The following is a 13,826-nucleotide window of genomic DNA, read 5'->3' as shown; positions in this document are numbered from 1 at the left end:
CCTTGCAAAGTTTAGGATAAAGGATGCCATGAGCTTCATTTTGGTCACCGGATCGAGCCGCGGGATCGGCGCTGCGGCATGTCATACCCTCACCGCGCGCGGCGCAGATGTGATCGGTCACAGCACGTCTGGCAATGGGGACGGCGAGATCGCTGCTGATTTCAGCGATCCCGGTTCCGCACATGCCTTGTGGGAGCAGGCGATGGAGCGTTCCGGCGGGGCAATCAGCGCGGTGGTCAACAATGCCGGTCTGTTCGATGCCAACTCTATCGACCGCTCCGACATTGAATGGCTGGACGCGTGGGAGGATACGCTTCGCATAAACCTCACAGCCGCAGCGCAGCTTAGCCGGTTTGCCGTGCGCCATTGGCAAGAAACCGGTGCGCCGGGACGCTTGATACATGTCGCAAGCCGCGCGGCGTATCGCGGCGATTCGCCCGCGCACTGGCATTACGCAGCGGCCAAAGGGGGAATGGTCGCGATGCACAAATCCATCGCGCGCGCCTATGCGAGCGAAGGCATCTTGAGCTTTGCAATCACGCCCGGCTTTACCGACACCAGCATGGCCGGCGATTACCTGACCAGCCGCGGCGGCGACGGGCTGCTCGCCGATATTCCGCTGGGCCGCGTGGCCGAGCCTGAGGAAATTGCGCGCATCATAGAATTCTGCGCACTGGACGCACCGGCCAGCATGACGGGCGCAGTGATCGACGCGAACGGAGCGAGCTTTGTCCGTTAAATTCTCTGCACTGCTGGCCGCCGCAGTCCTGGCTGGCTGCTCAGCAGCATTCGCTAATGATCCCCGTGAGGCACCGCTAGCTGATGACCAGAAGGCGTTTATCGATACGTGTAAGGCATGGGATGAATGGGATAAGCCTGCCCCGCCCTTCAAAGTGCACGGCGACACCTATTATGTCGGCACCTGCGGCATCTCTGCGATCCTTATTCGGGGCGATGCAGGGCATGTCCTGATTGATACCGGGACCGAGACCGGAGCAGATGCGGTGATCGCGAACATCCGCACCCTCGGCGTCGATCCGCAGGACATCGAACTGTTGCTATACAGCCATGAACATTTCGACCATGTCGGCGGGATGGCCAAAACCGCTGAATTGACGGGCGGCAAGCTGATTGCTTCAAAACCGGCGGCAGCCGTCTTTTTCACCGGGCAGGATCATCCCGAAGATCCGCAATACGGGATGCATGATCCGATGCACCCAGTCGTGCCGGAGCGTCATATCGAGAGCGGCGAGACCGAAACCCTTGGCAACATAACGGTGACAGCCATCGCCACGCCGGGGCATACGCCGGGCGCTTTGTCATGGCGATGGCAAAGCTGCGAAGAAGATGACTGTAAAACCATAGTCTATGCCGACAGCCTGTCTCCCGTAAGCAGCGATAGCTACAGGTTTTCCGATCACCCGGCCTATCTGGCGAATTACCGCAAAGGGCTTTCCCGCCTCGCTGCGATCGACTGCGATGTGCTGATGACGCCCCACCCCTCGGCGAGCCGGATGATCGCAAGGATGCGCGCCGGCAAGCTGGTAGGCGGCATGGATTGCTCCGAATATGCGACCCAGATCATGGAGCGGTTAGACAGACGTCTGACTGACGAATCTGCGGAGCCTGCAGAATGACCAGCGCATGGAAACTCTCTGCATTCGCGCCCAAGAAAACCGTTCAGGCCGCACTGCTCGCCCATGACGAGATCGAGGAATGGGATTACGACCTTGTAATTTCAGGGCGCGAGATTGACGAGGATCGCCCTCAAGAATGGGTGCTCGAAGGATGGTATCCGCACAAACCCGCCGCCGCCCAGACCCAGGCTATTGCAGCGCTGTTCGATGGCAAGGCGCCAAAAATCACCTCGGAAAAACTGCCCGATGAAGACTGGCTAACCCTAAGCCAGCAGGGCACGCCGCCGATCAGCGCGGGCCGGTTTTACATCCACACGCCCGATTTTCCGCCGATTGAGGACGCGATCAATTTTGCGATCCCCGCCAGTCAGGCGTTTGGCACGGGTCAGCACGAAACAACCGCGGGTTGTCTGGAAATGCTGGGCGCAATGAAATCGAGCGGCGCGCATTTCCGCAACCTTGCCGATATCGGCACGGGAACCGGGCTGCTCGGCTTTGCCGCGATGAAATTGTGGCCCGGGGCAAAGTGCACGGCATCGGACATCGACCCTGTCTGTGCCGGTGTTGTTGCCGACAACGCTGCGCTCAATTCGATGAAGCTGGGCGCGAAAGCGGGAGCCATGACGATGGTGATCGCAGACGGGATGGATGATCCGCTGCTGGTGGCGCGCGGTCCGTATGACCTGTTGATTGCCAATATCCTTGCCGGGCCATTGGTCGAACTCGCGCCCGATTTTGCGGCGTCCGTCTCTGCCAAGGGCAGCGTGCTGCTGGCGGGATTGTTGGCAGGCGAGCAGGAGCGCGCGGTAAAGCGGGCCTATCGCCGTGCAGGCTTTCGCCTCACCGCCCGTCTGCAGCGCGGGGATTGGGCGATATTGTGGTTCAGGCGGCGCAGTGTGCGCTAAACGCAAATGGCCGCGCCGCGTTGCCGGGGCGGCTGCGCTGGTAATCCTGCTTCCCATCGCTGCGTTTCTGCTGTCGGCGTGGATCGGTTCATCCCTGCCGCGCAACTCCGATTGGAGCGAAGCGGAAGACGGTGGCATTGAGATATTTATCGGCGAAAACGGTATCCACACCGAAATCGTCATGCCGGTCGTCATGGACGGTCAGGATTGGCGCGCGCATTTCGATTTGGGTGATACCGCTGCGCCAGATAGACCCTATACCCATGTTGCGGTCAGCTGGGGCGAGCGATCTTTCTTTCTGGAGACCCCGACGTGGAGCGATCTTGACCCGGCGGTCGGCCTGAACGCGTTAAAAGGCGGCGACGGACTGATGCATATCGCATGGTATGTGCGCCCTGCCCCGGCCGAGGATTTTCGCCCGATGCGCATCAGCCGGGCAGAATACCGGGCGCTGTCGCAAGGCATCATCGACCAGATCGCCCCTGTCAGCGGGCGGCAAACCTATGGCGGTTATGGGCGGCACGATGTGTTTTACGATGCTCTCGGCACATATCACCTGTTCAACACCTGCAATCAATGGACCAGTGACAGGCTGGCCGGGGCTGGGATAGCGACCGGTAGATGGACCCCGCTGCCCGGCGGAGTGATGAAATGGGTGCCCGACCTGGCAAAGGACTAGAGGCCCTGTTTCTCGGAACGAGCTCCGGCGTCATCGCTTGATTGGACAAACATCCACTCAAAAAAAGGGACACCGACAACATGGCGAAAACACTTCTCATCACAGGCGCATCATCGGGCATAGGAGCGGCCACTGCCAGAGCCGCCGCCGAGGCGGGCTGGAACGTGGCGCTGTGCGCACGCTCAACCGACAAGCTTGAAAAGATCGCAGGCGAAATCGGGGATGCAGCGATCGCGCTGCCATGCGACGTGACGAAGCGCGAAGAGATTACCGATGCGCTTGAGAAAACTGCGGCTCATTTCGGCGGCGTTGATGCGGTTTACGCCAATGCAGGCATGGGCGTTGAAAATGCCGGTATCGAAAATGGCGATCCCGATGAATGGCACGACATGATCCACGTCAATATCCTCGCCGTGCTTTATGCCGCCCACGCCGCGATCCCTCACCTGAAGAAGACCAAAGGGCATTTCGTCGTGACCGGATCGAAAGCTGGCCGCGACACGTTCAAGGGATCAGTTTACTCTGCGACGAAGTGGTTCGTGCACGGCTTCGGCGAAAACCTTGCCGAAGAAATGCGTGAATGGGGCGGCCGCGCGACAATCATCGCACCGGGCATGGTGGACACCGCATTTTTCGACGAGCCAAAGCCGACGAAAATCCAGCCCGAAGATGTCGCAAACGCCGTGGTTTATGCTCTCGCCCAGCCAAAAACCGCTGCCGTGCGCGAAGTTTATATCATGCCCAACGATTAAGCTGACTGTGAAAGCGCGCTTTCCAGCAGATTGAGCGCGTTTCGGGTAAAGGCCGCCATATTGCTGATCCGGTCATCGCTGGCCGTTTCGGTGATGGCGGTCTTTTCCGATTGCGGCCCGGCGATCGCGGCGATGCTGCGGCCCGATGCGACGCCCATCGGATGTTTGCTCGACCCGGCGGACCCGCTTTCGGCGATGCCCCAGTCCGCGCCCAGTCGCTCCCGGATCGCGCGCGCCTGAAGCAGCGCGTATTCTTCTGTGACGGAGCGCATCCCTTCATACGCCCCGCGCGGCAGGTCAAACAGCACATCACGCGCCTTGAACGAATAGACGATCCCGCCGCCAACATAGAATTTGAGAGCCCCCGGCACCGTCAGCAAAGTGGCCGCGATCAGCCCGCCGGTTGCCCCGTCAGCCACGGCTATCATTTCACCGCGAGCCTTTAACATATCCGCAATTCGAACCGCCTGAGGGTTTAGCTCGCGCAGCAAATCCATCAGCTTGCGGCCAGTTTTGCGGGCGCAGAGCGGCGCTCATCAAACTCGATCACAGCCCGCGTCACAGCCTGCATCATGTCCATGCGCGCGGGAACCGGCTTGGCTGTTCGCCCGATCATGACCGCAACAGCATATTCGCTGCCTTCGGGTGAGATTAGGACGCCCACATCATTATATCCCGATTGCTCGCTGCCATAGACCTGACCTGTGCCGGTTTTATGTTCGATGCGCCAGCCCTCGGCAAGGCCGCCTTTCAACCTGCGCGGTCCGCTTTTGGTGGTGGCGAGGATGGATCGGAGCCGCTCGGTCGAGCTTTGCGATAAAAGCTCCCCGCGCGCGAGCAGCGTCAGCGCGCGCGCAATGGCGAGCGGTGATGCACCGTCAATCGGATCAGCGAGATAGCCCTCAAACGCGCCGCGCCGCACATCATCGGGCACCCGATCGCGCGCTTCATAAAAGAGGTTGCGATACGAATATGTCTGGCGCCATTGCAGCCCGGCAATCGCGCTCTGCTTGGTCCGTTCATCAGCGCCGAAACGAATGCCCAGCAACCCTTTTTCGTCAAGCCATTCCTGAACCGCCGCGGCCCCGCCTACCCGCCTCAGCAACCGGTCGTTGGCGCTGTTATCGCTGCGGGCAATCGCACGCTCCATCAAATCGGCGTAATCGCTGGAGAAGCTGCCGCGCGCGCGCACGATTTCGCGGATGGGCTGGTAAAACAGGGTAAGGTCCGCGCGCCGAATGGTGACCGGCTCGGAAAGGTCCAGCTCGCCGTCATCCACTTGTCCCAGCGCCGCCATTGCCACCCACAGCTTGCTCACGCTTTGCTGCGGCAGCTGATCATCGCCGTTGAAATCGTAGCTGCGCCCGCTCCGCACATCGACCACTGCAATCCCAAGCTGGCCGGACAGGCCCGCGCCAATCTCTTCCAGCTTTTGTTCAAAAGCGCGCTCTTCGGGCGTTTCGACCACCTCCGCCGCCGGTTCTATCGCCGCCTCTATCGAAGCGGGCGCGTCGGCCTTTCGCGCCGGATCGAGCGATGCCGCAACAACAAACGCCGCGATACCAAACACTGCGAGAAAAATCGTGACGAAGCGTGTTGAAAAACCCATGCCTCTCCAACGACTTGCGCGCGGTTAGTTTCCGTTTTCAGCCTGCCTTGGCGACAATTTCTGCCCAGCCCGCCTCATCTGTGGTTTCTATGCCGAGCTCCTGCGCCTTTTTCAGCTTCGATCCCGCACCCGGCCCCGCAACAAGGAGGTCGGTTTTGGCGCTGACCGATCCTGCCGCCTTCGCGCCCAGCCGTTCAGCCTGGGCCTTCGCCTCATCACGGCTCATGGTTTCAAGCTTGCCGGTGAAGACGACCGTCTTGCCCGCGACGGGGCTGTCCAGAGTTTCTACCTCGTAACGCGGAGGCGAAACCTCGCCGAGCAGATCTTCCCACACGGCGACGTTGTGCGGCTCATGGAAGAAATCGCCCAGGGCTTCGACCACGCTGGGGCCAATGCCATCGATGCTGGTCAGTTCTGCCGCTGCATCTTCGTCGCCGCCCTGATCCTGATTGGCACGCGCCTTTTCCGCGATCTGACGCAGGTCTGGGAGAGTGTGAAGGTGTTTTAACAGATCGCGCGAGGTCACTTCGCCGACATGCCGGATGCCCAGCCCGAACAGCAGGCGCGCGGCGTCCGGTTCCCGCTTGCTATCCACAGCAGCCAACAGGTTATCCACAGACTTGTCCTGCCACCCTTCCAGCGCAAGAATATCCTCGCGCCGGCTATGCAACCGGAAGATGTCAGCCGGACTTTCAAGCCATCCCAATGCAAAGAACTGCGCAATCGTCTTGGTCCCAAACCCGTCGATATCGAGAGCTTTGCGGCTGACAAAGTGCTCCAGCCTTTGCGTGCGCTGGGCGGGACAGATCAGCCCGCCGGTGCAGCGCACATCAACTTCGCCCTCCTCAGCTACCGCTTCACTGCCGCATTCGGGACAATGATCGGGGAATTCGAAGGCTGGCCGGTCTTCGCCGCGCGTCAGGTTTTCGACCACTTGCGGGATAACATCGCCCGCGCGCTGCACCACGATCCGGTCACCGGGGCGTACGCCCAGCCGCTCGATCTCGTCACGGTTGTGCAGCGTCACGTTGGTGACCGTTACTCCGCCGACCAGCACGGGTGAAAGCCTGCCAACCGGCGTCAGCTTGCCCGTGCGCCCGACCTGAATATCAATTGCCTCCAGCGTGGTTTGCGCGCGCTCTGCCGGGAATTTGTGTGCGAGCGCCCAGCGCGGTGCTTTCGCGACGAAGCCCAGCCGCTGCTGATAATCCAGCCGGTCCACCTTGTAGACCACACCGTCAATATCATAGCCGAGATCAGGACGCTGCCGTCCGATTTCCTCGTAATGCGCGATCATCGCGTCGACATCATCGGTCACGGTCAGGAACGGCGACAGGGGGAAGCCCCAGCTTTCAATCCGGCGCATCATTGCATGCTGGCTATCGCAAGGGACTTCGGAGGCCGCGCCCCAGCCATAGGCCCAGAATTTGAGCGGGCGCTTTGCCGTCACACCGGCATCTTTCTGGCGCAGCGATCCGGCGGCGGCGTTGCGCGGATTGGCGAACAGTTTGCCGCCGTCCTTTTCCTGCGCAGCGTTAAGCGCAGCAAAATCGGCTTTTGCCATGTACACCTCGCCGCGCACCTCGAACACTTCAGGCACGCCATCAGGCAATTGCTGCGGGATATCGGCGATATGGCGCGCATTAGGCGTCACATCCTCGCCCACCTGCCCGTCCCCGCGTGTGGCCGCGCGAACCAGCTTGCCATTTTCATACCGCAGCGAGCAGGACAGGCCGTCAATCTTGTCCTCAGCCGTAATCGCCACCGGATCGGTTTCGGCAAGGCTGAGGAACCGGCGGATACGCTGCGTCCATTCCTCCACCTCCTCGCGGTTGAACGCATTGTCGAGGCTCATCATGCGCTGCTCATGCGTGACCTTCGACAGCGGCGAGGCGGCGACCTCATGCCCGACTTTTTGGGAGGGGCTGTCTGGCCGGATCAAATGCGGAAAGGCTGCCTCAAGCTCGGCATTGCGGCGCACGAGCGCATCGTATTCCTGATCGGTAATTTCAGGGGTGTCTTCGGCATGATAAAGCCGGTCATGCTTTGCGATCTGCCGCGCAAGGCGCATCAGCTCATTCGCGGCTTCGGCTTCAGTTAAACGCGACATGGTTTCTCCCGCTCTGGAAAAGACGGGGCTTTGGCAGCCGCAATCACAGTGAGCCGTTGCCCGCCCACCAAAGTGGGCTAGTCATGAGAATTAGTATGGAAAGACCTGTCGCTTTGCCGATGAGCAGCCAGTGCGGCTTACTTATGGCTTCCATCGACCAAACAAAATTGGCTGCCGCAACGCCGACGCCGCAAAGAACCCAAGCGAAAGCCCAGACTCCGAATGCTGTGATAGCAGACGGGTTAAAAATGAATATAATCACGCGAGCCAAAACACCGAATGCCGGGACGATCAGCAAAAAAAGTGCGCTTCCCGCTGCGATCAGATGCGCGATAGCTAAGAAACGAATGGATTGGCTTTCTAAGGTCCAAGCCTCAATCATTCAAACCCCTTCCAGCAAACGATCCGCCTGTGCTCTCGCCTCCGGCGTAACCTCTGCGCCTGACAGCATCCGCGCGATCTCTTCCTGCCGCTCGCTGTCATCGAGCAGGGCAACGCTGGTCTTGGTCACCGTGCCGCTCGAAGCCTTGGCGATCATGTAGTGGGTTGCACCGCGAGCCGCGACTTGCGGGCTGTGCGTGACGGCGAGAAGCTGCCCCTCATCCGCTGCGAGGCGCGCGAGGCGTTCGCCAATCGCGCTCGCCACCGCGCCGCCGACGCCGCGGTCGATTTCATCGAAGATGATCGTCGCAGCCCCGCCCTTTTCCGCCAGCGCCACTTTCAGCGCGAGGATGAAGCGCGACAATTCGCCTCCCGATGCGATCTTGTTGAGCGGCGCGAAATCCGCGCCGGGGTTGGTCGAAATCAGGAATTCACACGCATCCATGCCGTGCGCGCCCCATTTATCCTCCGGCAAGGTGCCGATGGAGGTCAGGAATCGCGCCGCATCCAGTTTCAGCGGTGCTAGTTCTGCTGCCACAGCCTTGTCGAGTTTCTTCGCCGCTTTGACCCGCGTATCGTGCGCTTTTTGCGCCGACTTCAGATACGCCGTGCGCGCTTCCTTGGCGGCGGCTTCGAGCGCATCGAGCTGCGCTTCGCCGCCCTCGATTGCGTCCAGTTGGGAGCGCATATCACGCATCAGTTCAGGTAGGTGATCGACCTCGCAGCGGTGCTTGCGAGCGAGTGCACGCAGTTCAAACAAGCGCGTTTCCGCATCGTCCAGCGCGGCGGGGTCATGGACCAATGCCTGCGCAGCGGCTTCCAGCTTTTCCTCGGCCTCGCCCGCTTCGATCACGGCGCGATCCAGCGCGGCGAGCGCCTCGGTCAGCATCGCGTGCTCGCCGGCAATCCGGTCGAGCTTGCGCGCGGCAACCCGCAGCGAGGCGAGCGGCGATTCCGACCCTTCCCAGATGTGACGCAATTCTTCGAGTTCGCCGGATAGCTTCTCCGCCTTTTGCATATCGGTGCGAGCAGCGGCGAGCCGGACTTCCTCGCCCGCCTGCGGTTCAAGTGCGGTCAGTTCTGCAAGGTGCGCGATCAGCAAGTCCTGATCGGCCTTGGCCTGCTCAACCTCGCCGCGCGCCTCGGCCAGCTGCGCCTCCGCCTTGGCCCAGCTGGTCCAATGGCGCGCGAGACCGGTGAGGTCGGTGCCCGCGTACCGGTCCAGCAGCGCCCTGTGGCCGCGCGGATTTACTAGGCCGCGATCATCGTGCTGGCCGTGAAGCTCAACCAGCGACGCGCCAAGCGAACGCAGCAATCCGGCGCTGGTGGGTTGGTCGTTGATGAACGCCTTGGACCCGCCATCGGCTTTCACCTGCCGGCGAATGATGAGCGGCTCTCCCGGCTCAAGCTCGATGTCGGCGTCATCCAGAGCCTCGGCAATCGGAGCAGGCAGTGCCGCGAATTCGAAACTTGCGGTGACACTGGCTTTCGCCTCGCCAGCCCTGACCAGCGCCGTTTCCGCGCGGCCGCCCAGCACCAGGCCGAGCGCATCCAGCAGGATCGACTTGCCCGCGCCCGTCTCCCCCGTCAGCACACCCAGACCGCGCCCGAAATCAAGATCGAGCGCTTCGATAAGGACGATGTTGCGGATGGAAAGCCGGGTCAGCATTGCGCGCCAGCTTTAACCCAAGTGTTGAGGCGCGTCACGCTGCGGAAAGGGTAATCCCCACAATCGCAGGCACCAGATCGCAATCGGGCTTAGCCTACGGTGACGCCGCTCGCATTGTCATCGACGAGTTCGAAGGCTTTCTCATACCATTCGTCGCCCGGATAGTTCGCGCCCAGCACGGCGGCATACTTTACCGCTTCCTGCTTAAGCCCCAGCGCAAGGCTGCTTTCGACAAGGCGATAAAGCGCTTCTGGCGTGTGGCTGGTGGTTTCAAAGTTGTTGACCACGTTGCGGAATCGCAGCGCAGAGGCGAGCCATTGGCCCGACCGCTGGTAATGCCGCCCGATCTCCATCTCCTTGCCCGCAAGGTGATCATCCACCAGGTCCAGCTTGAGCCGGGCATCGGCGGCGTATTCGGTCTGCGGGAAACGGCGGTTCACCTCACGCAGGGCTGTTTTCGCCTGCTCGGTGATCTTCTGATCGCGGTTCACGTCGCTGATCTGTTCGTAATAGCTCAAGGCAATCAGGTAATACGCATACGGCGCATCCTTGTTACCCGGGTGGATCGAGAGGAACCGCTGCGCGTTCGCAATCGCCTTGTTATAATCGCGCGCCACGTAATAGCTGAACGCGCTCATCAGCTGCGCCCGGCGTGCCCATGGCGAGTACGGGTGCTGCCGCTCAACCTCATCGAACAAAGCGGCCGCGAACAGCGTATTGCCCTTGTCCAGCCGGCGCTGCGCCTCAGCATACAGCGTCTCCACATCCCGCGCGACATAGGCCACGTCCTCATCAGCGGAGCCGCCTGCACAGGCGGTGGTGGCGGCGATGGCCGCGCCCATCAGGGCGGTGCGGGTGAGCGATGTGCGAAGTGTGCGTTTCATGGACCGCCGTATAGCCAGCGCCAGCCTGAACGCCAAGTGAAGTTGCGCGCGTTTTCCTACTTCGCGTTTCTGTGGTTCAGAGCCCCTCCCCCAGCCAGCCACAAAAGACCCGCCATGACCCGCAGAGCCGATCCCCGCACCGCCCGCCTTCCCGCCGCCGCAGGCCAGATCCCCGAATTCTCCATCGTCCCGCGTAAAGGCAAACGGCACGACGGCTGGACGCCCCAGCGCCAGCGCGCCTTTATCGAGGCACTGGCCGACACCGGATCGGTCGCCGCCGCATGCAAAGCTGTCGATATGAGCCAGCCCGGCGCGTATTACCTGCGCCGCCAACCGGGCGCGGAAAGCTTTCGCGAGGCATGGTCCGCCGCGCTCGACCTGGGCGTCCAGCGGATTGAGGATGTGGCGATGGACCGCGCGCTCAATGGCGTGGACGAACCGCTCTATTCCTATGGCAAGCTGGTCGGCACGCGCAAAAGGTACAATGACCGGCTACTGATGTTTATGCTGCGCAACCGCGCACCCGAACGCTTTGCCGAAGGGCGCGCGAAAGGGCTGAACGCCGTCGGCAGGATGGAAGAGGAGCGCCTGCGCAAGAAATGGTTTGCTGAGTGGGAGGCAGAGCGCACCGCCGCCGCCCCCTCCTCTGAGGAAATCCGCGAGAAGCTGGACGCGAGGATCAACGGACTGCGCACCGAGATCGAGCAGCGCAAGAAACGCGAATGGGATGCCCTGTCCGAGGACACGCGCGAGGCATGGCAGCGCTTCGAGGCGCTAAAGGCCCGCGATATGGAAGGGATCAAGGCCGAGGAAGCGGAGCGGCGGAACTTGATCGAGGGGCCGAGGGAAACGGTGAACGCGGAGCCGCAGCCGAAGAAGGTGGTGAAGCCGAAGGTGCCTAAGACGATTCACAAGCTTACTGATGATGGTTTCGACAAGGGTTAAGGCAGTGCCGTATAAATCACACTTGATATTACTACGGCCCTGCCGTATATCGTAACCCACTATGCAGACAGTCATCGAAACCGAAAGCTATCTGCGTGCCGCTAAAGGCGCGAAGATGAGCGAGGAAGAGATGACATCCGCCGTCGACCTTGTCGCACTCGATCCTGAAATCGGTGACGTGATGCAAGGCACCGGCGGTGTCCGCAAAGTGCGCCTAGCCGGGCGCGGCAAAGGGAAATCCGGCGGCTATCGCGTCGTCTATTTCTACGGCGGCGGCGATATTCCTGTCTTTCTGCTGACCGTGTTCGGCAAAGGTGAAAAAGCCAATTTGACACAAGGCGAACGCAACGCGCTTCGCCAACTGACATCAACTTTGAAGGAGAGTCAGAGCGAACGGTAGGCGCAGGTCATTGAGGACCGCGTAACGAAGCGAAGGAGGCTTCAACGAGATGACAAAAGCATTCGACAAGATTGCAGGCGGGTTGGCCGATGCCTTGGCCTATGCCGAAGGAGATACAACCAAGGGCCGCGTTGCCGCCGGCCCCGACGTTAAGGCGATCCGCGCCAAGACGCGGCTTAGCCAAGTGAAATTTGCCGCGAAAATTCGCGTGCCTGTCGCGACGTTGCGCGATTGGGAGCAGCATCGACGTTCACCCGATGCACCTGCGCGGACACTATTGGGCATGGTGGACGCTGATCCGAAAGCGGCATTGGAGTTGATTGATCGGGCTGCGGGTTGATTGTTAGCTGAGTACGAGGCAGCTCAAGAACGGGGAGGATGGTATCGATGAGTTACATCACTTTTCTCTTACGAACCAGCTTTTCGTATCTCTTACGAACCAGCTTTTCGTACATGAACTTTTCAGAACCGGATTCAACGCCATTCGAGTTCTCCCCGAAAAACACTGGTCTGAAATTTAGACTTTCGAATGGAGAGCCCCGAAAGCAATTCCAGGAAACTCAACTTAGAACCACTTTTCGAGCCAAAGCTGACCTAGCAGACGTCGAGTTCGTGAGGGCACTTCGGAACAAGGCAGTCACACGACACCCTTGTTTACCGTTTGATTTGCCGTTTTCAATCAACGGAACTGAGATTATCGATAAGGATTGTAGGCTTGTTGCAAATGTCGGATTTCGTCGACGTTGGCTCCCAAAGTCCATCGACAATTTTTTAGAAGAATCCATCACTAAATTGCAATTAGAAACAGACCGTTTCTTAGGGCTTCTTAGGTGGGGGGAAGGTCTGACGGAAGTCCCAAGTCTCGACGAGTTATCTACCTGGATCGGTTGGCGGACACCAAGGACGCGGCTTTATCACTTGATTCCTCAAAAATTCGACCCGCAAACCGGCCTGAGTACGCCTTTCCTTCGTTCCAATACTGACTTAACCGCTCGTTTCAAATATTTCTGGGATAACCAAGTCGAGGAACCTCTAGGCCATGCGCTGTTACATCAAGCATCGCGCACCGTTGAACGCAATCCTCGCGCTGCGCTGCTGATGTGTGCATCTGCTTTAGAAACGGGCTTGAAATCACATATTTCATCGCAAGTTCCCGAGGCCGAATGGCTTGCTATCAACGTGCCTTCACCACCCATATATCGAATCGTCAAAGACTACCTACCGGAGCTTCACAGTCAGAATGAGGATATAAATTGGGGGACTTGGAAAAACCATGTCAAGGCAGTTCAGCAACTCTTCGAAGACCGCAATAGACTAGCTCACAAGGGAGCTTTCACAGAAGAAGTCCCGGTGCACGAGTATATAACGGTGTGCAGCGATATTCTTTATTTGTGTGATTTCCTTAGAGGAAAACATTGGGCTTGTAACCATATGTCCACCGATGTCGGTAGCCCACTAGGTAAAGAGCAGGACAAGAGAGTGCGCTTTACCGTCCAAGACCCATACGACATTGATCCTCGGAACATTCCCCCGGTTTGATACTTAGTTGAATTGGCGCCTGACAGCTGTTCAGCGCAAGTATCTTGGCTCCCCAATTTTGCTGCAAGTCTGCTTGGCCTTCACGGTCATAAATTCCGACCTACGCTTGGACATCTTTGAGGGCTGTGAGCCCTAAGGATAGAAAATCATCAAAACTAGATATATTTCAGTAACCCTTGTCACATACAGCTCGATTCTTTGGACGGGGGCATAGCAATGCTGAAACGATTACTTGCTGACAAAAGCGGGGCCACCGCGATTGAATACGGGCTGATCGCGGCGCTAATCTCGCTCGCGGCTATCATTGCGTTTCAGA

At 59.7% G+C, this 13,826-nt stretch carries 16 protein-coding genes; 10 read left to right on the top strand and 6 right to left on the bottom strand.

What is annotated here, in order from left to right; genetic code table 11:
* Positions 1-28 precede the first annotated feature (28 nt).
* From ACGHU1_RS00080 to ACGHU1_RS00060, 5 genes are all read left to right on the top strand, one after another.
* Complete coding sequence (locus ACGHU1_RS00080) at positions 29-739, top strand: SDR family NAD(P)-dependent oxidoreductase (protein ID WP_390582243.1); 711 nt, start codon at positions 29-31, stop codon at positions 737-739.
* Positions 729-1,637, top strand: a complete 909-nt coding sequence (bla, locus tag ACGHU1_RS00075; protein WP_390582241.1) for a subclass B3 metallo-beta-lactamase — start codon at positions 729-731, stop codon at positions 1,635-1,637. Before ACGHU1_RS00080 ends, bla begins: the two co-directional genes overlap by 11 nt.
* Positions 1,634-2,542, top strand: a complete 909-nt coding sequence (locus tag ACGHU1_RS00070; protein WP_390582239.1) for a 50S ribosomal protein L11 methyltransferase — start codon at positions 1,634-1,636, stop codon at positions 2,540-2,542. Before bla ends, ACGHU1_RS00070 begins: the two co-directional genes overlap by 4 nt.
* Entirely contained in the window at positions 2,532-3,221 is a 690-nt protein-coding gene (locus tag ACGHU1_RS00065) for a DUF2459 domain-containing protein (protein WP_390582237.1), read from the top strand. The genes ACGHU1_RS00070 and ACGHU1_RS00065 overlap by 11 nt, the downstream gene beginning before the upstream one ends.
* A gap of 80 nt (positions 3,222-3,301) precedes the next feature.
* Positions 3,302-3,973 carry an SDR family oxidoreductase gene (locus ACGHU1_RS00060; RefSeq protein ID WP_390582235.1) on the top strand — a complete coding sequence of 224 codons (672 nt, stop codon included), beginning with the start codon at positions 3,302-3,304 and terminating at the stop codon, positions 3,971-3,973.
* On the opposite strand, the gene ACGHU1_RS00055 is transcribed toward ACGHU1_RS00060, so the two are convergent.
* The 6 genes from ACGHU1_RS00055 to ACGHU1_RS00030 form a co-directional block, all read right to left on the bottom strand.
* On the bottom strand, positions 3,970-4,470 hold the full coding sequence (locus ACGHU1_RS00055) for a CinA family protein (protein WP_390582233.1): 501 nt from the start codon (positions 4,468-4,470) through the stop codon (positions 3,970-3,972). The two genes, ACGHU1_RS00060 and ACGHU1_RS00055, sit on opposite strands and share 4 nt — an antisense overlap.
* Positions 4,470-5,582 (bottom strand): serine hydrolase, encoded by a 1,113-nt coding sequence (locus ACGHU1_RS00050; protein WP_390582231.1) that lies wholly within the window; start codon positions 5,580-5,582, stop codon positions 4,470-4,472. Before ACGHU1_RS00050 ends, ACGHU1_RS00055 begins: the two co-directional genes overlap by 1 nt.
* Before the next feature lie 37 nt (positions 5,583-5,619).
* On the bottom strand, positions 5,620-7,692 hold the full coding sequence (gene ligA, locus ACGHU1_RS00045; protein WP_390582229.1) for an NAD-dependent DNA ligase LigA: 2,073 nt from the start codon (positions 7,690-7,692) through the stop codon (positions 5,620-5,622).
* 43 nt (positions 7,693-7,735) lie between these two features.
* Positions 7,736-8,074 carry a hypothetical protein gene (locus tag ACGHU1_RS00040; RefSeq protein WP_390582227.1) on the bottom strand — a complete coding sequence of 113 codons (339 nt, stop codon included), beginning with the start codon at positions 8,072-8,074 and terminating at the stop codon, positions 7,736-7,738.
* Complete coding sequence (gene recN, locus ACGHU1_RS00035; protein ID WP_390582225.1) at positions 8,075-9,742, bottom strand: DNA repair protein RecN; 1,668 nt, start codon at positions 9,740-9,742, stop codon at positions 8,075-8,077.
* 89 nt (positions 9,743-9,831) lie between these two features.
* Positions 9,832-10,626 (bottom strand): outer membrane protein assembly factor BamD, encoded by a 795-nt coding sequence (locus ACGHU1_RS00030; protein WP_390582223.1) that lies wholly within the window; start codon positions 10,624-10,626, stop codon positions 9,832-9,834.
* A gap of 114 nt (positions 10,627-10,740) precedes the next feature.
* Between ACGHU1_RS00030 and ACGHU1_RS00025 the strand changes: the two genes are divergently transcribed.
* The 5 genes from ACGHU1_RS00025 to ACGHU1_RS00005 form a co-directional block, all read left to right on the top strand.
* Positions 10,741-11,571, top strand: a complete 831-nt coding sequence (locus tag ACGHU1_RS00025; RefSeq protein WP_390582221.1) for a hypothetical protein — start codon at positions 10,741-10,743, stop codon at positions 11,569-11,571.
* Positions 11,572-11,632: 61 nt separating this feature from the next.
* On the top strand, positions 11,633-11,971 hold the full coding sequence (locus ACGHU1_RS00020; RefSeq protein ID WP_390582219.1) for a type II toxin-antitoxin system RelE/ParE family toxin: 339 nt from the start codon (positions 11,633-11,635) through the stop codon (positions 11,969-11,971).
* 49 nt (positions 11,972-12,020) lie between these two features.
* Positions 12,021-12,311: a helix-turn-helix domain-containing protein gene (locus tag ACGHU1_RS00015; RefSeq protein ID WP_390582217.1), complete on the top strand. Its 291-nt coding sequence runs from the start codon at positions 12,021-12,023 to the stop codon at positions 12,309-12,311.
* Between the two features lie 47 nt (positions 12,312-12,358).
* Positions 12,359-13,510 carry a hypothetical protein gene (locus ACGHU1_RS00010; RefSeq protein ID WP_390582215.1) on the top strand — a complete coding sequence of 384 codons (1,152 nt, stop codon included), beginning with the start codon at positions 12,359-12,361 and terminating at the stop codon, positions 13,508-13,510.
* Between the two features lie 216 nt (positions 13,511-13,726).
* Positions 13,727-13,826, top strand: a 100-nt coding sequence (locus ACGHU1_RS00005) for a Flp family type IVb pilin (protein WP_390583143.1), incomplete at its 3' end; no start/stop codon positions are given.

This window comes from Erythrobacter sp. MTPC3, from assembly GCF_042854385.1.
Lineage (GTDB): Bacteria > Pseudomonadota > Alphaproteobacteria > Sphingomonadales > Sphingomonadaceae > Erythrobacter.
The sequence above is the reverse complement of the archived record's forward strand: the minus strand, read 5'-3'. Positions and strand labels throughout refer to the sequence as shown.